The sequence below is a fragment of the Hymenobacter lapidiphilus genome, from assembly GCF_003417065.2.
GTDB lineage: Bacteria > Bacteroidota > Bacteroidia > Cytophagales > Hymenobacteraceae > Hymenobacter.
The window spans coordinates 176,815-193,850 of sequence record NZ_QVLT01000003.1; the positions used below are offsets into that span (position 1 = coordinate 176,815).

General features: G+C 61.1%; 15 protein-coding genes. 11 read left to right on the forward strand and 4 right to left on the reverse strand.

All coding sequences use genetic code 11. From position 1 onward, the window contains the following. The first annotated feature begins 203 nt into the window (after positions 1 to 203). The 8 genes from alaS to D0N36_RS03050 all read left to right on the forward strand — a co-directional run bounded on the left by alaS (position 204) and on the right by D0N36_RS03050 (position 10,386). Positions 204 to 2,885 (forward strand): alanine--tRNA ligase, encoded by a 2,682-nt coding sequence (alaS, locus tag D0N36_RS03015; protein WP_116939557.1) that lies wholly within the window; start codon positions 204 to 206, stop codon positions 2,883 to 2,885. Positions 2,886 to 3,006: 121 nt separating this feature from the next. Beyond that, complete coding sequence (locus D0N36_RS03020) at positions 3,007 to 3,768, forward strand: energy transducer TonB (protein ID WP_116939558.1); 762 nt, start codon at positions 3,007 to 3,009, stop codon at positions 3,766 to 3,768. 172 nt (positions 3,769 to 3,940) lie between these two features. Then, a complete protein-coding gene (locus tag D0N36_RS03025) occupies positions 3,941 to 4,735 on the forward strand; it encodes an energy transducer TonB (RefSeq protein ID WP_116939559.1) in 795 nt (264 codons plus the stop codon). Between the two features lie 193 nt (positions 4,736 to 4,928). Then, the gene (locus D0N36_RS03030; RefSeq protein WP_116939560.1) at positions 4,929 to 5,690 is read left to right on the forward strand and encodes an energy transducer TonB; all 762 of its coding nucleotides are present in this window, start codon (positions 4,929 to 4,931) and stop codon (positions 5,688 to 5,690) included. Positions 5,691 to 5,712: 22 nt separating this feature from the next. After that, positions 5,713 to 6,690 (forward strand): LIC11966 family surface protein, encoded by a 978-nt coding sequence (locus D0N36_RS03035; RefSeq protein WP_147320723.1) that lies wholly within the window; start codon positions 5,713 to 5,715, stop codon positions 6,688 to 6,690. A gap of 260 nt (positions 6,691 to 6,950) precedes the next feature. Beyond that, positions 6,951 to 8,411: an Asp-tRNA(Asn)/Glu-tRNA(Gln) amidotransferase subunit GatB gene (gatB, locus tag D0N36_RS03040; RefSeq protein ID WP_116939562.1), complete on the forward strand. Its 1,461-nt coding sequence runs from the start codon at positions 6,951 to 6,953 to the stop codon at positions 8,409 to 8,411. Positions 8,412 to 8,546: 135 nt separating this feature from the next. Next, positions 8,547 to 9,041, forward strand: coding sequence for a peroxiredoxin family protein (locus D0N36_RS03045; protein WP_242478784.1), 495 nt, complete (start codon positions 8,547 to 8,549; stop codon positions 9,039 to 9,041). A 190-nt stretch (positions 9,042 to 9,231) separates the two neighbouring features. Then, on the forward strand, positions 9,232 to 10,386 hold the full coding sequence (locus tag D0N36_RS03050; protein WP_190242492.1) for a TlpA disulfide reductase family protein: 1,155 nt from the start codon (positions 9,232 to 9,234) through the stop codon (positions 10,384 to 10,386). A gap of 166 nt (positions 10,387 to 10,552) precedes the next feature. Here D0N36_RS03050 and D0N36_RS03055 read toward each other — a convergent pair whose 3' ends face one another. The 3 genes from D0N36_RS03055 to D0N36_RS03065 all read right to left on the reverse strand — a co-directional run bounded on the left by D0N36_RS03055 (position 10,553) and on the right by D0N36_RS03065 (position 12,868). Then, positions 10,553 to 11,404 carry a hypothetical protein gene (locus tag D0N36_RS03055; protein WP_116939565.1) on the reverse strand — a complete coding sequence of 284 codons (852 nt, stop codon included), beginning with the start codon at positions 11,402 to 11,404 and terminating at the stop codon, positions 10,553 to 10,555. Positions 11,405 to 11,581: 177 nt separating this feature from the next. Further along, a complete protein-coding gene (locus D0N36_RS03060) occupies positions 11,582 to 12,133 on the reverse strand; it encodes an acyl-CoA thioesterase (RefSeq protein ID WP_116939566.1) in 552 nt (183 codons plus the stop codon). A 78-nt stretch (positions 12,134 to 12,211) separates the two neighbouring features. Beyond that, on the reverse strand, positions 12,212 to 12,868 hold the full coding sequence (locus D0N36_RS03065; protein ID WP_116939567.1) for a protein-L-isoaspartate(D-aspartate) O-methyltransferase: 657 nt from the start codon (positions 12,866 to 12,868) through the stop codon (positions 12,212 to 12,214). A gap of 184 nt (positions 12,869 to 13,052) precedes the next feature. Here D0N36_RS03065 and D0N36_RS03070 point away from each other — a divergent pair, with 184 nt between their 5' ends. The 3 genes from D0N36_RS03070 (at position 13,053) to D0N36_RS03080 (ending at position 16,360) form a co-directional block, all read left to right on the forward strand. Further along, complete coding sequence (locus tag D0N36_RS03070) at positions 13,053 to 14,486, forward strand: sugar transferase (protein ID WP_242478781.1); 1,434 nt, start codon at positions 13,053 to 13,055, stop codon at positions 14,484 to 14,486. 131 nt (positions 14,487 to 14,617) lie between these two features. After that, positions 14,618 to 15,223, forward strand: coding sequence for a riboflavin synthase (locus D0N36_RS03075; protein WP_116939569.1), 606 nt, complete (start codon positions 14,618 to 14,620; stop codon positions 15,221 to 15,223). Positions 15,224 to 15,307: 84 nt separating this feature from the next. Then, positions 15,308 to 16,360 carry a serine hydrolase domain-containing protein gene (locus tag D0N36_RS03080; protein WP_116939570.1) on the forward strand — a complete coding sequence of 351 codons (1,053 nt, stop codon included), beginning with the start codon at positions 15,308 to 15,310 and terminating at the stop codon, positions 16,358 to 16,360. Positions 16,361 to 16,372: 12 nt separating this feature from the next. On the opposite strand, the gene D0N36_RS03085 is transcribed toward D0N36_RS03080, so the two are convergent. After that, the gene (locus D0N36_RS03085) at positions 16,373 to 16,969 is read right to left on the reverse strand and encodes a flavodoxin family protein (protein ID WP_207190716.1); all 597 of its coding nucleotides are present in this window, start codon (positions 16,967 to 16,969) and stop codon (positions 16,373 to 16,375) included. Positions 16,970 to 17,036 lie beyond the last annotated feature (67 nt).

The window sequence follows — 17,036 nt, forward strand, 5'->3', positions numbered from 1 at the left end:
AGCCATCGGCCGACAGCGGGCAAGGTAATGCCCGGCCGAAGCCAAGCGCTACATTTTTCACTTTTGTCTCCGCCGGCTACCTTTACGGGTAGCGCCATGGGGTTTGATGGCGAAAAATAGCTAAAAACCCGGTTGCCGCCAATTTCCGGCGGCGGCTTCCTTCCTCCTTCACTGAACGGGCGCCCGCAGCGCGCCCCTGCCATATGCTCCCAACCGCCTCGCACGTCCGCCAGCAGTTCCTTGATTTTTTCGCTTCCAAGGGCCACCACATCGTGCCCTCGGCCCCGATTGTGGTCAAAAACGACCCTACACTGCTGTTCATCAACTCGGGCATGGCCCCGTTCAAGGACTACTTCCTCGGCAACAAGCCCGCGCCCTTCAAGCGCATTGCCGATACCCAGAAGTGCCTGCGCGTATCGGGCAAGCACAACGACCTCGAAGAGGTCGGCTACGACACCTACCACCACACCATGTTCGAGATGCTCGGTAACTGGTCGTTCGGAGATTATTTCAAGACCGATGCCATTGCCTGGGCCTGGGAATTGCTCGTTGACGTGTACGGTCTCGACAAGGACCGCCTTTACGTAACGTACTTCGAGGGCGACGCCGGCGACAACCTCGGCCCCGATACCGAGACGCAGGAACTGTGGCGTAAGTACACCACCGACGAGCGGATTCTGCCCGGCAACAAGAAGGATAACTTCTGGGAAATGGGTGACACTGGCCCCTGTGGACCCTGCACCGAAATCCATATCGACCTGCGCTCCGACGAGGAGCGGGCCGCCAAACCCGGCGCCGAGTTGGTGAATGCCGACCACCCGCAGGTGGTGGAAGTCTGGAACAACGTGTTCATGGAATTCGAGCGACGGGCCGATAAGTCGCTGCTGAAACTGCCTCAGCAGAACGTGGATACGGGCATGGGCTTCGAGCGTTTGATGATGGCCGTGTCGGGCGTGAAATCCAACTACGACACCGACGTTTTCCAGCCGCTCATTCAGTTCATTGCCAAAGAGGTTAACGTGGCCTACCACGGCACTTCCCCGGCTACGGTAACCGACCAGCCGGCCACTGAGAACGAGAAGACCGACATTGCCATCCGGGTCATTGCCGACCACATCCGCACCATCGCCTTCACCATTTCCGACGGCCAGTTGCCTTCTAACGTAAAGGCCGGCTACGTCATCCGGCGCATACTGCGGCGGGCCGTGCGCTACGCGTTTTCGAGCCTAAACCAGAAGCAGCCGTTTTTGTACAAAATCGTGCCGGTGCTGGCCGATCAGATGCGCAATATTTTCCCAGAGCTCAAGGCCCAGCAGCAATTCGTGCAGCGCGTGATTGAGGAAGAGGAAATCAGCTTTCTTAAAACCCTCGAAAACGGCCTGCGCCGCCTCGATTCGCTCGAAGAAGGCTTCCGCCAGCAGGGCAACCGCATCGACGGCCCCACGGCTTTCGAGCTGTCGGACACGTTCGGTTTCCCGCTCGACCTCACGGCCCTGATTGCCCGTGAAAAGGGCCTGACGGTGGACGAGGAAGGCTTCCAGCAGGCGCTGGCGGCCCAGAAAAACCGCTCCCGTAACGCCCAAGAGACTGAGCAGAGCGACTGGACCATCGTGCTCGAATCGGAAGACGTGCCCGCTTTTGTGGGCTACGACCAAGCCGAGGCCCCGGCCCGCATTCTGCGCTACCGCCGCACCGACCGTAAGGGCAAAACCGAATATCAGGTGGTGCTCGACCAGACGCCATTCTACGCCGAATCGGGCGGGCAGGTGGGCGACACGGGCTACCTGGAAAGCCCGCTGAGCAAGGTGCGGGTGGTGGATACCAAGAAGGAGAACGACCTGATTGTGCACACCGTGCTGGAGCTGCCCCAGGACCTGGAGGGCGAGTTTCTGGCCCGCTACGAGCCCGCCCGCCGCGCCCAGATTCAGCGCAACCACACCGCCACTCACCTGCTGCAGGCCGCGCTGCGCGAGGTAGTTGGCACCCACGTGGCCCAGAAAGGCTCGCTGGTGAACGAGAAGCTGCTGCGCTTCGACTTCTCGCACTTCACCAAAGTAACCGACGACCAGCTCCGGCAGGTGGAAACGCTGGTGAACGCCCGCATCCGCCAGCAGATTCCGCTGGATGAGCGCCGCAACGTGCCGATTGATGAGGCCAAGAACCTCGGTGCCACGGCCCTATTCGGCGAGAAGTACGGCGAGTTTGTGCGCGTTATCACCTTCGACCGCGACTTCTCGGTGGAGCTGTGCGGCGGCTGCCACGTGCGCACCACCGGCGACATCGGCTACTTCCGCATCACGAGCGAAAGCGCGGTGGGCGCGGGCGTGCGCCGCATCGAGGCCGTAACGGCCGAGGCTGCCGAAGCCTTCGTGAACCAGCAGCTGGACCTGCTGGGCCAGGTGCGCGAGGCGCTGGGCAACCCCCAGCACCTGCTGCCCGGCATCGAGAAGCAGACCGAGGAAATTGCTACCCTGCGCAAGCAAATCGAGCAGTTTGCCCAGCAGAGCATCAACCAGCAGCGCGAGCAGCTGGCGGGGCAGGTGCAGCCACTCGGCGAGGTGAACTTCCTGGCCGCCCAGGTGCAGGCAACGTCGGCCGAGGGCCTCAAAACGCTGGCCTTCCAGCTCCGGCAGGCCGTACCCAACCTGGTAGCCGTGCTCGGCGCCGAAATTGATGGCAAACCCCAGCTGGCCGTCATGCTGGCCGACGAGCTGGTGCAGGCCGGCAAGCTCAACGCCAGCACCCTGGTGCGCGAGCTAGGCAAGGAAATCCAAGGCGGCGGCGGTGGCCAGCCGTTTTTCGCCACGGCCGGCGGCAAAAACGCGGCCGGGCTGCCCGCGGCCATTGCCAAGGCCAAGGAGTTGGTGGAAAAGGCGCTGGCGTAGTTTGTATTTTAGGCGGAAGACGGTATTTTTGACCGTTTAGCCATCCACGTAAAACAGGGCGTTGTGCTGATGGGCACAGCGCCCTGTTTTCTATTATTACAGTATTCGTGTTTTTGTTGGTATGAAATTCATCGTTATAATTAGTAGTGCGCTGCTGGTAACCGGCACGGTAGTCGGCGCTACGGCACAGGATTTATCAGCCAGAACCACGCTCTACAAGTCCTCTCGGGACTCAGTGGTGCTGGAGCCAGCCTATGCCAGCTACCGGATTCAGCGTACTGGCGTGGCCGGCAAGTCGCAGCTGGATACGATTTTTTATGTGGCTTCCGGCCGCTTGCTAAAGGTTGTGCGTACTACGTGGCTGCCCACCGGAGACACGCTGACAGTAGTGGAGGGGCTGCGAGCCAATGGCCGGCCCCATTATGTGCGCCACGAGCTGGGCCGCAAGGCCCACGGGGAGTACCGCGGCTACGATGAGCGGGGGCGTTTGCAGCGTAAAGCTCAGTTTGAGCGCGGCAAGGAGCAAAGTGCTGAATGCTACTCCAAAAATGGGGCACTGGTTTCTTGCTCCCAGTATGCCTACACTGAGAAAATGCCGGAATTTCCGGGCGGTTTCCAGGCCATGCTGAGCTATATCGGCCGCACGATGCGCTACCCCGGTAAGGCGCTGAGAGAGCAACGGCAGGGTAGGGTATTCCTCACGTTTGTGGTGGCTGAAACCGGGGAAGTCCGTTGCGCGCAAGTGACGAAGGGCGTGTCGCCGGAGCTGGATGCCGAGGCCCTGCGCGTAATCGGGAGTATGCCCCGCTTCAAACCCGGTCAGCAAGACGGCGAAGCAGTGCCCGTTTATTTCACTGTACCAGTTACTTTCGCCATCAAATAACTGCTGTTACGTAGTTTCCGTCTGCTGTAGGGGCGGGGCTTGTCCCTGCCCGCCATTCGCACCGCTTCAACAATTATCGTTCAACGGCGGGCGGGGACAAGCCCCGCCCCTACAACGGGCGGCAAGCAGACAACAGTGCGTAATAGTATCGTTTAAGTTTATACCCATTGTGATGAAGTATAAGTTGCTGCCATTCCTGCTCGCATTACTACTAGCCGCTGGCTCGCTGGCAGCAGCCCCATTGCCCGATAGCACGCGCATTGCGCGTAGCACGGAATATCAGGACCACCACTTTCGTCGCGCTGCCACTCCCGAGGGAGCCGCTTACCGGGTGGAAATTATGATGAAGGATAGCGCCCGGGGCGTAGCCAAAACGTATTCGCTGTCAAGCGGCAAACTCCATTCCTATAAAGCCTTCCTCAACCAGGCCCCGCGGATACGGCACGGCGCTTACCTGGAGTTTTACGAAAACGGCAAAACACGCCTGCAGGAGGTTTATGTACTGGGAATATTGCAGGGGGAGCGGCGAACCTACTATCCTACCGGGGAGTTGCGTCGGCGGGAGATGGTGGCCCCTGGCCAGCCCACTACGGGCGAGTGTTTTGGGCCTGATGGGGAGCCGGTGGCCTATTTTCCCTATATGCAAATGCCGGTTTATCCGGGCGAGCAGGCGGGGCTGTTGCAGGATATTGGCCGGAATACGGTGTACCCGAGACTGGCACTCCGGGCCAGAGCAGAAGGGGTTGTGATTGTGGGTTTTACGGTTGGCAAGGATGGCAAAGTGCAGGATGTTGCGGCCGAGGAGCCGTCGGCGGATGCTTCCGTTGCGTTGCTGCAGGCATATACCCACTTGCAGGAAGCCGCGGTGCAGTCGGTTCGTAAGCTGAAGCCCTTCGTGCCGGGCCGCCGGGAGGGCGAAGTGGTCGAAGTGCGTTTCCGGGTGCCGGCCACGTTTAAAATCCTGTAGCGCGAAATGCCATCCTCTTGCCTGAACAGGCGTCCAGTCCGGTTTGCAATTTTGCTGGTTTCAAACCAACCAAAAGGTCGAATTTTAGCCGGAATACGGCATTTTTGACCGTTTGGCCAGCCGGGTAAAGCGGGTGTTGTGCCGATTGGCACAGCGCCCGTTTTTTGCCCCTTACGTTCACGTTTCGCTATCCATGAAGTTTATCGTTATCATCAGTGGTGTCCTGCTGGCAACATGCGCGGCTGGCACGGCTACTGCCCAGGAAGCGCCAGTGAGAACCACTATTTATCAGATGTTTAAAGATTCAGTAGTTACAGCATCGTCTGATGCTGTTTACCGGATTCAGCGAACCCAAGTAGCTGGAAGGTCGCAGCTGGATAGCGTGTTTTACGTGGCCTCCAACCGCCTATACAGGGTGAAAACAATTACCTGGCAGCCCAACGGTGATACGCTGACTGTGGTAGAGGGCTGGCGCTCCAACGGGCAGACCGAATATGTGAGCCACGAACTGGGTAATAAAACGCATGGCGAATACCGCGCTTACAATACCCAAGGGCGTTTGCAGAAGATAGCCCAATTCGACCACGGGAAGGAGCAGAGCGCCAAGTGCTTCTCAAAAACGGGCGCGCTGGTTTCCTGCAACCAGTACAAATACACCGAAAAGTTACCGGAGTTTCCGGGTGGCCAGCAGGCGCTGCTGGACTATATCGGCCGCACACTTCGCTACCCCACCGCGGCATTGAAGCAGAACTTGCAAGGCGTGGTGAAAACGGCATTTGTGGTAGCGGAAACAGGCGAAGTGCGCTGCCTGCAAATAAAGCAGGGCTTGTGGCCAGAGCTGGATGCCGAGGCCCTTCGCGTGCTGGCAAGTTTGCCCCGCTTTAAGCCCGGCCAGCAAAACGGTGAAACAGTGCCCGTTTATTTCACTTTGCCTATCACCTTCGCCATCGAATAATTTCCACCTCTCACCCTACAATATGCGCCTTTCTACGCTTCTATTGACTGCGGGCCTGCTTGCAGCGGGCCTCACCGCCGCTCCGGCTGCCCGGGCCCAGACGTTCACCGACCCTGGCGCCTACAACAACTTCATTGTGGGCGAGCAGCGGGCCATGCTCACAAAAAACCTGCGCTACATCAGCAAATCGGCCCACTCGACCAACGAGAAAAAGGTGGACGCCAAGCGCCAGGATCTGGTGAAGCAGACGGAACTCTCGCTGCAAAAGTTGGCCAAACTGCCCGCCTACAAGGACGATAAAGGATTCAAGGAGCAGACCACCGAAGCCTTTTACCAGCTGCTGAAGGTGTATTCGGAAGACTATAAGGCCGTGGATCTGCTGGCCGCCACCCGCACGGCCACCGTTGAAAACATGGAGCAGTATTTTCGGCTGCAGGAAGTGGCTGAACGCAAGATGCAGGTGGTGAACGATTCGGTGGATGCGGCCCAGCTGCGCTTCGCCCGCCGCCACGGCATGACCATTTCCGAGGACCCAGAGGGCCGGCGGCTGGCCCAGTACATGCGGCAGGTGTCGGAGGTGAATAGCTACCAGCACCAAGTGTACCTGGCCCAGTTCCGGATGGAGAAGGCCAGCGCCCGCCTCATCGATGCGCTCAACGCCCGCGACGCCAACGGCTTCGAACAGGCCCGCCAGCAGCTGGTTACCGACGCCCAGACGGCTGCCGCAGCCCTGAAACCCATTGCGCCCTTCCGCGGCAAAGACGCCCGCTACCGCGACGCGGCCCGCAACCTGGTGAACTACTACGCCGGTTTTGCCACCACCCAAGGCCCCCAGATCCAGGAGCTGCTCACCCGCCAGGACCGCTTTACCAAGGCCGATGCCGACCGCATGAATGGCCTCGTGGGCGGCTACAATACCCAGAATAGCAAGCTGGTGAATGCCTACAACCAGGCCGGCAACGCCTTCCAGGCCACCTACATCCCGGTATTCAACGATTAGCGCGGCCCGGCGGGGGTTGCTAAGCGCTGAAAATAGAACGTCATGCTGAGCGCAGCGAAGCAGCCCGCAGGCTGATGTTGGAGTAGCAACCTAATGCTGAGCCCGCGGGCTGCTTCGTTGCGCTCAGCATGACGTTTCGGCTTACTCAACGAAGCGCGGCGCTACTGTAACATACCCGCTCGCAACTCCCCCGAACCTTAAGTATCTTCACGCCTGCAATCAGTGAAATCAGCGCTGAATCAGCGTAAATCTGTGATTAAGTGATAGACGACAGCCTCAAAGCCAAATACCAGCCCGTCATCGGCCTCGAAGTACACGCCCAGCTGCTGACCCGCAGCAAGATGTACTCGGCCGACGAAAACGAGTACGGCGCCCTGCCCAACCATAACCTGAGCGTGATTACGCTCGGCCACCCCGGCACGCTGCCCAAAGTCAACCACTCGGCCATCGAGTTTGCCATGAAAATGGGCCTGGCCACCAACTGCCACATCCGGCGCGACAACCTGTTCGCCCGCAAAAACTACTTCTACCCCGACCTGCCCAAGGGCTACCAGATAACCCAGGACAAAACGCCCATCTGCACCGACGGCCACGTGGAAATCCGCCTTGCTGATGGCGCTACCAAGCAAATCGGCGTCACGCGCATCCACATGGAGGAGGACGCGGGCAAGAGCATGCACTTGGCCGGCGAAACGGAAACGCTCGTGGATTTGAACCGGGCCGGCGTGCCGCTCATCGAAATCGTGAGCGAGCCCGACATCCGCAACTCGGAGGAAGCCTACGCCTACCTGGCCGAAATCAAGAAGCTGGTGGAGTACCTCGGCATCTGCGACGGCAACATGGAGGAAGGCTCTTTGCGCTGCGACGCCAACGTGAGCGTGATGCTACACGGGGCCGCCGAGTTCGGGGTGAAGGTGGAGGTGAAGAACATGAACTCGTTCCGCAACGTGCAGCGGGCTATTGAGTACGAGATTGAGCGCCAGATTCTGCTGCTCGAAGCCGGCGAGGTAATCGACAGCCAGACCCGCGGCTTCGATGCCCCAACCGGCACCACCGTCGGCCAGCGCAGCAAGGAAACGCTCAACGACTACCGCTATTTCCCCGAGCCCGACCTGCCGCCCGTCATCATTGATGATGCCTGGCTGCACCGCATGCAGGAGCAGATGCCGGCGCTGCCCCAGCAGCTCTACGCCCGCTTCACCGGCGAGCTGGGCCTCTCGGACTACGACGCCTCGGTGCTGACGGCTGAGAAGGATCTGGCCCTGTATTTCGACGAGCTGACCCGCCTGACGCCCAACGCCAAAGCCGCCGCCAACTGGGTAACCGGCCCCGTGAAAGCCTACCTCAACGAGCGCGCCCTCACCCTCGACCAGTTCCCGCTCACGACTCAGCATCTGGCCGACATCATCGGGCTCATCGACGAGAACAAGGTGGGCCAGTCGGTGGCCAGCAAGCAGCTGCTCCCGTATCTGCTCGAAAACCCCACCCAAACCGCCGCCGCTGCCGCCGCAGCCCAGGGCCTGCTGCAGCAGTCGGATGCCGGGGCGCTGGAAGCCATGATTCGGCAGGTGCTCGACGCCAACCCGGCCAAGGTGGCCGAGTACCGCGCCGGCAAAAAGAGCCTCACCGGTATGTTTATGGGCGAACTGATGAAGCTGACCGGCGGCAAAGCCAACCCCAAAATGGCCAACCAGCTGCTGCGCCAGCATCTGGACGGTTAGCACTGACGATAATGCGTACAACCACCTGCCAGCCAAAGCGGTGCGAAGCTTCTCCTGCCGGTAGTAATACCGCCGGACGGCGCTTTGCGGCACTTAGGCTGCAGTGGTTGTACCGTTTCTGCACTGTTGCTCCTGGTGCTGCTCGGCAGCTGCCAGCGGCTGGGCGCTCCGGCTACGCCCGGTGCGGCCAGCCAAAACCGGCGCGACAACCGCCCGGCCTCGCCCGATTTCAGCCTGCCAACTGCCGACGGAAAGCAATTGGACCTAAGTAGCCTGCGCGGCAGCTACGTGCTGCTCGATTTCCGGACCGCCGATTGTGCCGACTGCCAGGCCGAAAACGCCAACCTGCGCAAGATTTACGGCCAGTTTCACCACCGCGGGCTCGTTATTGTGAGCGTGTGGCTTGATGCTGACCAAGTCGCCGGGCACGCTGCCGCCGACTCCCTGCGCGCTGTGCGCTGGCTTCAGGTGTTCGACTCTGAAGGGCCGCAGGCGGGTACTGCCAAGGCCTACGAGGTGAAGCAGCTGCCCACCGCCGTGCTGCTCGACCCGCGGGGCTACGAGCTGGCCCGCAACCTGCGCGGCCGCGACCTGGGCCAGAAAATTTCAGAATATATTCCGCTCGACTAACCGGGACGAGCCGGATTCCAGACCAGGTATCCGGCCAGGGCCGGGAACCCGGGGCGGCCGGCCGCAGTTGCACGCCTACCTACCTGGCCCTCTTCCGGGCAAAATCGGCAACTTGCGCCTTGTTTCAGGGTCCTTGCCCCGTATTCCGGCCTATCTCTGGGCTGGTTCGCTTTCTGCTTAACCAATGAACATGAAGAGCCTGCTCTATTTTGGTGCCCTGCTGGGCATGACTAATGCCTGCAACAAGAACGCCACGCCTACCACAGTCGGCTCCGCCGATGCTGCCAGCTATGAGCTGAGTGGCCAGCTCCAGAATGCCCCGGTGGGTACCAAGGTGTACCTGGCCGAGCTGGGCGAAACCCAGTTCGTGTCGCGCGACACGGCTACTGTTAACGAGAAAGGCGAGTTTACCTTTAAGGGGCCGATGACCGAAGCCGGCCTGTACCAAGTGAAGACCACTGACCAGAACCAGGCGCTGGTGGTACTCGGTCCCGGCCAGCGGATACAGCTCGCCGGCGACGCCCAGAAGCTGCCCACCACTTACACGGTGCAGGGCTCGCCCGATTCGGAGCTGCTGCGCCAGATAAATATGGCTGCCGAAGCCAACCAACAGCAGCTGCAGCAGGCCATGCCGCGCCTGGAGCAGCGCTACGCCGCCGCCGCTCAGGCCGGCCGCATCGATTCGATGCAGGTCATTCAGGCCCGGGCTGAAGCCCTGCAGCGCCGGGGCCAGCAGCAAATGTTGCAGCTGGTACGCCAGAACCCGGGATCCATTGTAGCGGGCTTCGTGATGGCCAACGTGCTCAACCCCGACGAGAACTTCGCCTTGGCCGACTCGGTCGCCACAGTGCTGAAGACTTCGGCCCCCAACTCGCGCTACACCAAGGCGCTGGCCACCCGCCTCGACGGCCTGCGCACTACCGCCTCGGGCGCTACGGCCCCCGAAATCAGCCTGCCCACGCCCCAAGGACCACCGTTGGCGCTTACCAGCCTGCGCGGTAAGTATGTGCTGATTGATTTCTGGGCCAGCTGGTGCGGCCCCTGCCGCCAGGAAAACCCCAATATCGTGCGGGCCTACAACAAGTATAAAAACGCGGGCCCGGGCTTCGAAATCTACGGGGTTTCATTCGATCAGGACCGGGCCAAGTGGCTGAAAGCCATTCAGGCCGATGGCTTGGTCTGGAAGCAGGTTTCGGACCTGAAAGGCTGGGAGTCGGCGGCCGGCCAGACTTACGGCATCAAGTCCATTCCCTTCTCTATTCTGCTCGATCCGCAGGGCCGCATCGTAGGTAAAAATCTGCGTGGCGCCGAGCTGGATGCCAAGCTGGCTTCGGTATTGAAGTAAGAAAGAGGTAAACCCACAACGAAAATGGCCAGTCGCATAAGCGGCTGGCCGTTTTCGTTGTGGGCAGCTGTTCTTCGCAACTTGGGTTAACTAGTAAGGCCGTCATGATGAGCTTGCCGACATGACGGACGGGTTGGTCTTAGCGACTTCCTAAACAGTTTCGGGGTCAGACTCCAAACATCCGCTGCACCGATTGCCAGAGCTTCTTTTTGCGGCCGGCGTCGTATTCGAGCATCTCAATTTCGCTGGCTCCGAGGAAGGCCGTGTCGCCGTAGAGTAGTACGGGCTCGTAGGGCTGGGTGGTGTACACGGCCACATCGAGCAGGTTTTTACCGAACGCCAGAAACTGCCGGGCGCCCAGGTGCTGGCGGAGGCTGCACAGGGCTACCGGGTAGGAGTCGTGCTCCACGTTCACCAGCACTACGTCTTCCATAATCAGGCGCAGCGCCTTGAGCAGATTGTTGAGAAACACGTTGCGCGGCAGCTTACGGAATTGCGCTTCGGGTAAGCGCACCAGAATTACGAGGCCGCCGAAGTTGCTGCCCAGCGTAGAAAACGGGATATGCGCCACCGGCGACTGGGTGGGCGTAGGCTGCACCCGACCCGGCTGCGAGGGTGGAGCCGCCGGAGCCGCCGGCAGCGGGGCCAGCGTGAGCGTTACGGCTGCGTGGCCCGCCATGGCCGAATCCGGCGTAACGGCTGGCGCCACCGGTGCAGCTGCGGTTACTACCGGAGCCGGAGCCGGAGCCGGATGCGGTGACACTGAGGCAGGTGTGGCAGCAATTACTGGCGCTACGGCCGGCGGCATTGGCGGGAGCGGGGCTGGTGCGGGCTTGGCCATGGCCGGCGGAGCAGCCGGCTGCCCCGTCGGCTGGGGCACAACGGCCGACACCAAGGGAGCCGGGGCAGCGGCCGACGCATCTGCTGGCTGGAGCGCGGCAGTGGGTTCCGACACTACGTATAGGGAGGCCTCCGTGTAGAAGTTCTGGAAGAAGGCGAGCGTTGCGGCGTTGTCCATGCGAAAGAGCAGAGTAGAGGCGTAGGGGCAATTTACGTATTCCCGAACGACGATAAAAAAACCTCAGCCCGCGAAACCGAAGTATTTCGCGGGCTGAGGTTGAATTACGTTGGCAACGGAGTAGTAGAGATCCTTCGACAGGCGTACGCCAGATGATGCATCACTACTACTAACCACTCAGCTCGCTGAGTCGTCTTCGGCGGCCTGGGCTACGAGGTCGAAGAGGGCCTTTAGCTCAGTGGCTTCCTGCGGGGCCATGCGGCCGCCCAGCACCAGGCGTAGCTGGCGCCGACGCAAAGCGCCTTCGAACAAGGCCTGCTCGGCTGCGGTTTCGGGCACGGCGTCCGGCACATCAATCGGGCGGCCCGACTGATCAACGGCTACGAAGGTGAAAAAGGCCTCGTTGGACTTGACCTTGGTGCCGCTCGGAATGTCTTCGGCCCACACATCAATGTGCACCTCCATGCTGGAGCTGAAGGAGCGTGTGACCTGCGCTTCGAGCGTAATTACGCTGCCCAGCTTGATGCCTTCGCGAAAGGAAACGTTATCGACCGAGGCCGTAACGACGATGCGGTTGGAGTGGCGCTGGGCCGAAATAGCGGCCGCCACGTCCATCAGGTGCATCATGCGGCCGCCCATCAGGTTGTTGAGCGTATTGGTATCGTTGGGCAGCACCAGCTCGGTCATGCGGACGAACGAGTCTTTAACGGGCTTGGGTTTGCGGGTCATCTGGGAAAAGATTGAATTCTACTTAAGACGGAGCAAAGGTAAGCGGTGACTCGGTGAATGACGGTCACTCATTCACCCCTAGCCCCAGCCGGCTTTGCCCAGCAGCGGAACGAAGCGGAATTCTTCCAGCTCCTGGCGCGAAAACGCGTCTTCGCTCTCGCGCACCACGCGCACCATGCGCTGGCGGGTAGCATCGCCCACCGGAATAACCAGCGCGCCGCCCACGCGCAGCTGCTGCAGCAGCGGCCGGGGCAGCGTAGGCGAGCCGGCCGTTACCAGAATTTTATCAAAGGGCGCGTGCTGGGGCAGGCCCAGCGAGCCGTCGCCGCAGAACACCTGGGGCGGGTGGGGCAGTCCGGCCATCCGGCGGGCCGTGCGCTCGAACAGCACCGTGTTGTACTCGATGCTGAACACGTGGGGCGTGAGCTGCAGCAGCACGCTGCACTGATAGCCCGAGCCGGTCCCGACTTCCAGCACCTTATCGTGGGGGCCGATGTTGAGCAGCTCGGTCTGGTAGGCTACGGTGTAGGGCTGCGAGATGGTCTGGCCTTCGCCGATGGGAAAAGCCTTGTCGTGGTAGGCGTGCGACTGGAAGCCGGCGGCAAAGAACTGGTGGCGCGGCACGGCCCCGATGGCGGCCAGCACCCGCTCATCGCGGATGCCCTTGCGGCGCAGTTCTTCTACCAGTGTGCGGCGCATGCCTCGGTGGCGGTAGGTGTCGGCGGCAGCATGCATATTTGGCGGGGTAGAAGCGGCGGGCGCGGGCACCGGAGCGGGCTAACGGGTATTGGTTACCTTTATGCTGCTCCGAAGGAACTGGCCCGGCAGCGGAGCCAGGCCAGGCGGAAGCGTAAAAATAGGGCTTCCGGGCCAGAATACTCAGCTTTGTCGCCGGCCGAACCGCTTACCTGCTTCGCTCTTGATTCGTACTCTGCAAAAAATGAAGCTGATAGGCGCCGACTTTCTGGCGGCGCTGCTGGCTTGGATGTGCTTTTTTCTGGTTCGCAAGCACCTGCTGCGCGAAATCGGCCCCGATGCCGACTTCCATTTCTCCGCCGCCACCGTTCCCGATCCGGCTTTTCTGGTGGGCGCCGCGCTGCTGATTGCCACCTTCTGGACGGGCCTGTATGCGCTGCTGGGCGAGTACAACGATATTTTCCGCAAGTCGCGGCTGAGTGAGCTTATCCGCCTGGGCCGCGTGTCGGTGCTGGGGGCTGTGCTCATCTTCTTCGTGCTGCTGCTCGACGACCAGGGCGTGCAGAACTATCGGAGCTACTACAAAACCATTTCGGCCTACTTCCTGCTGCATTTCGTCATTACGGCGGTGTTGCGGCTCTGGGCCGTGTACAGCGTGCAGCAGCTGGTGCGCGGCGGCGTCATCAGCTTCAATACGCTGCTGGTGGGCTCGGGGGCACTGGCCCGCGATACCGGCCGCGACTTGGGCCGCACCGGCCGCCACCTGGGGCTACGGCTGGTAGGCTTCGCGCCACTGGGGCCCAGTGTCTGCGCCGAGCTGGCCGCCGAGCTGCCCGACCTGGGCTCTTACCGCCGCCTGCCCGACCTGGTGCGCGAGCTGAACGTGGAGCAGATTGTGATTGCCATTGAGCCCGGCGAGCACCGCATCATCGAAGAAATCCTGACGCTGCTCAATGGCACACCCGCCCGCATCAGCATCCTGCCCGACCTCTACCAGATTTTGCTGGGCTCGGTAAAGGTGAGCCACGTTTTCGGCACCCCGCTCATCGACATAAAGCAGGATTTGCTGCCGCTGTGGCAGCAGGTGGCCAAGCGCCTGATCGATGTGGTGGGCTCGGTGCTGTTTCTGCTATTGGCCTGGCCGGTGTACGCCTTCACGGCCCTGATGGTGCGGCTCTCCTCGCCAGGACCGGTGTTCTACTCGCAGGAGCGTATCGGGCGCAATGCCGTGCCGTTTCGCATCTACAAGTTCCGCTCGATGTACGTCGATGCCGAGCGGCTGGGCCCCGCTCTGTCGTCCGACCACGATCCGCGCATCACCAAGTGGGGCAGCTTCATGCGCAAGGTGCGGCTTGACGAGCTGCCCCAGTTCTGGAACGTCATCAAGGGCGATATGAGCATTGTGGGGCCGCGCCCGGAGCGCCGTTTCTTCATCGACCAGATCGTGCAGATTGCGCCCCACTACCGCCACCTGCACCGCGTGCGCCCCGGTCTCACCAGCCTCGGCCAGGTGAAGTACGGCTACGCCGAAACCGTGGCCCAAATGGTCGAGCGTCTCAAATTCGACATCCTCTACATCGAAAACATGAGCCTGGCCATGGACTTCCGGGTGCTGCTCTACACACTCAAAATCATCATTGAGGGCCGCGGGAAGTGATGTGCCATTGTGCAGCGTGCAGCGCAAAGGGCGTATTGTGCTGAAACATTTCTGCTGCCAGGATTTTTTATGCACTTGCTGCCTGCCCGACTCTGGCCACCTCTCATCTACTACTTTACCACCATCCGTCTGTGTTTACCGGCATCATTGAAACCCTGGGTACTATATCGGCCGTGCGGCGCGAGGGTACCAACATCCATTTCACGGTTGAATCGGACTTCGCTTCGGAGCTGAAAATCGACCAGAGCGTGGCCCACGATGGTGTCTGCCTGACGGTCGTGGCCTTGGACGGCGCGCCTGCCGCCGGTGCTGCTGGCACCCACGTCGTCACGGCCATCGATGAAACGCTGCAAAAGACCAACCTCAGCACCTGGGCGCCTGGTCGCCGCGTGAATCTGGAGCGCTGCCTGGCCGCTAACGGCCGCTTCGACGGCCATATTGTGCAGGGCCACGTCGACCTGACGGCCACCTGCGAATCGGTTACCGACCAGAATGGCAGCTGGCTCTACCGCTTCCGCCACGAATCCGGCCCGGGCCGCATCACGGTCGAAAAAGGCTCCATCTGCATCAACGGCACCAGCCTCACCTGCTTCGAAAGTACCGACGACGGCTTCTCGGTGGCCATCATTCCCTACACCTACGAGCACACCACTTTCCAGGACCTGCGCCCCGGCGACCGGGTGAACCTGGAGTTCGACATCGTGGGCAAGTACGTAGCCAAATTGCTGGGGAAGTAGTTCTATATCCGCCGCTGGCAGGATATAGAACTACGTTTCAGGCCTGCGCCAGAGCGGGCGCGACCATCGTCCTTTCCCAACCCTATGCGCTACCTGCTCCTTCTGCTGCCGCTGCTGCTGGCCCGACCCGCCGCGGCCCAGAGCCGCCTCGATTCGGTGCTAACTTCTGAACACCAGGCTGGCCATTTCAATGGAACAGTGCTGGCACTAAAGAACGGCCGGGCAGTGGCCCGTATTCATAAAGGCTACGCCAACCTGCAGTTTGCCGTACCGATTACCGATAGCACCCGGTTCCCGATTGCGTCGATGACCAAGACGTTTACGGCCCTGCTTATGCTGCAACTACAGCAGCAGGGCCGGCTGAAGCTCACCGACAAAGCCGCTGCTTACCTGCCCGAACTACCACCAGACTGTCAGGATATAACGCTGCTGGACCTGCTGACGCACTATTCGGGCCTGCAGAACGAGCCGGTAAGTGCCTACGACAACCGCCTAAGCCCGGCAGATTTCGTGCGGGCCTACGTGCGGCGCAACCCTGCCAAGCCCGCGCCCGGCTTCAACTACAACAACACTGACTACGTGCTGCTGACCCGGGTGCTGGAAGTGGTAAGCGGCCGGTCGTACCCGGAGCTGCTGCAGAGCGCCATTCTGACGCCGTTGGCCATGAAAAACACTGGTGTATTGACTGAAAACCGCATTGTTGCCAATCTGGCTTACGGCTACCACAACTACTCTTTTGGGGAGGATAGCCCGTCCAAGCCATTGCAAAACGATACGCGGGAGCTGTCGAATTATGCCGGCGCGGGGGCCGTGTACTCAACGGTGGCCGACTTGGGCAAACTGGTGGAAGCCCTGCGCACCAACCGGCTGCTCCGGCCCCGTATTACGGCCCAGCTGCTCACCAAACCCCAGCAACCGGCCTACCTCGACTACGCCCGGGGCCGCCCAACCATCGGCTTCTACTACAACAACCGCACGTTTGCCCAGCCGGTGCTGGAGCGCCGCGGCAGCATCGACGGCTTCAACTCGGCGCTGCTTACCAGCCCCGATTTCAGCACCGTGCTCATCATTCTCTGCAATACCGATACCGGCGACCTGGAGAAAATCGGCGACGCGCTGTATCGGCTGATAAAATAGGCCCGGAGGTCTTTATCCTTGATTTGATGCGGGCCCGAAAAAACCTTCTGCCGCCTGCCAGGCCACTACATCCTGGCGCACGTCGCCGGGGCGCGAGCCGTTGCCGTAGAGGTAGCCGCCCCAGGGCATGTCCATGTATGCGGCCGTGAGTTGCAGCCCCTCTTGCAGGGGCTGGGCTTCGGCGCCGGGCCCGCTGCCGGCTACCACGGCCCAAAAGGTTTTGCCCCGCATCCGCGCCCGGAAATCGAGGTTTGGCGTGCGTAGCCAAGCGCTCCAGTAGTCGAGGTAGTGCTTGGCGGGCGTGGAGAGGGCATACCAATAGAGCGGTGACACCAGTACGAGGTCAGTAGCCGCCAGCGTGGCATCGAGCAGTGTTTTCTCGGGGCCGGTGGTAGGAGCGAGGTAGCTCTCGTCGTGGCGTTGGTCGATGAACGGAGGCAGGGCGTAATCGGGCAAAAACAACCATTGTTGTGCAGTGACAGCCGGTAAAAAGCCGGCGGCGCGGCGGGCCAGCAGCTCGCTGTTGCCGTTGCGGCGGGTGCTGCCCAGCAGGAACAGGAAGCGGCGTTTGGTCGTGTCGGGCATAAGGTAAGGGGCCTTGTTGGGCACGGTAGCAGCTATGCGTCAGCAGCACATGAGAGCTGATTATAAGGTAATTGGCTATCACTCGTTTTTT

Excerpts from the sequence above, each read along its gene's own strand:
- D0N36_RS03060 (WP_116939566.1), bottom strand. The coding sequence starts at position 12,133 with ATGACCCGCAAACCCAAGCCCGTTAAAGACTCGTTCGTCCGCATGACC.
- D0N36_RS03030 (WP_116939560.1), top strand. The coding sequence starts at position 4,929 with ATGAAGTTTATCGTTATCATCAGTGGTGTCCTGCTGGCAACATGCGCG.
- D0N36_RS03055 (WP_116939565.1), bottom strand. The coding sequence starts at position 11,404 with ATGGACAACGCCGCAACGCTCGCCTTCTTCCAGAACTTCTACACGGAG.
- D0N36_RS03035 (WP_147320723.1), top strand. The coding sequence starts at position 5,713 with ATGCGCCTTTCTACGCTTCTATTGACTGCGGGCCTGCTTGCAGCGGGC.
- D0N36_RS03080 (WP_116939570.1), top strand. The coding sequence starts at position 15,308 with ATGCGCTACCTGCTCCTTCTGCTGCCGCTGCTGCTGGCCCGACCCGCC.
- D0N36_RS03050 (WP_190242492.1), top strand. The coding sequence starts at position 9,232 with ATGAAGAGCCTGCTCTATTTTGGTGCCCTGCTGGGCATGACTAATGCC.
- D0N36_RS03065 (WP_116939567.1), bottom strand. The coding sequence starts at position 12,868 with ATGCATGCTGCCGCCGACACCTACCGCCACCGAGGCATGCGCCGCACA.
- D0N36_RS03020 (WP_116939558.1), top strand. The coding sequence starts at position 3,007 with ATGAAATTCATCGTTATAATTAGTAGTGCGCTGCTGGTAACCGGCACG.
- D0N36_RS03025 (WP_116939559.1), top strand. The coding sequence starts at position 3,941 with ATGAAGTATAAGTTGCTGCCATTCCTGCTCGCATTACTACTAGCCGCT.
- alaS (WP_116939557.1), top strand. The coding sequence starts at position 204 with ATGCTCCCAACCGCCTCGCACGTCCGCCAGCAGTTCCTTGATTTTTTC.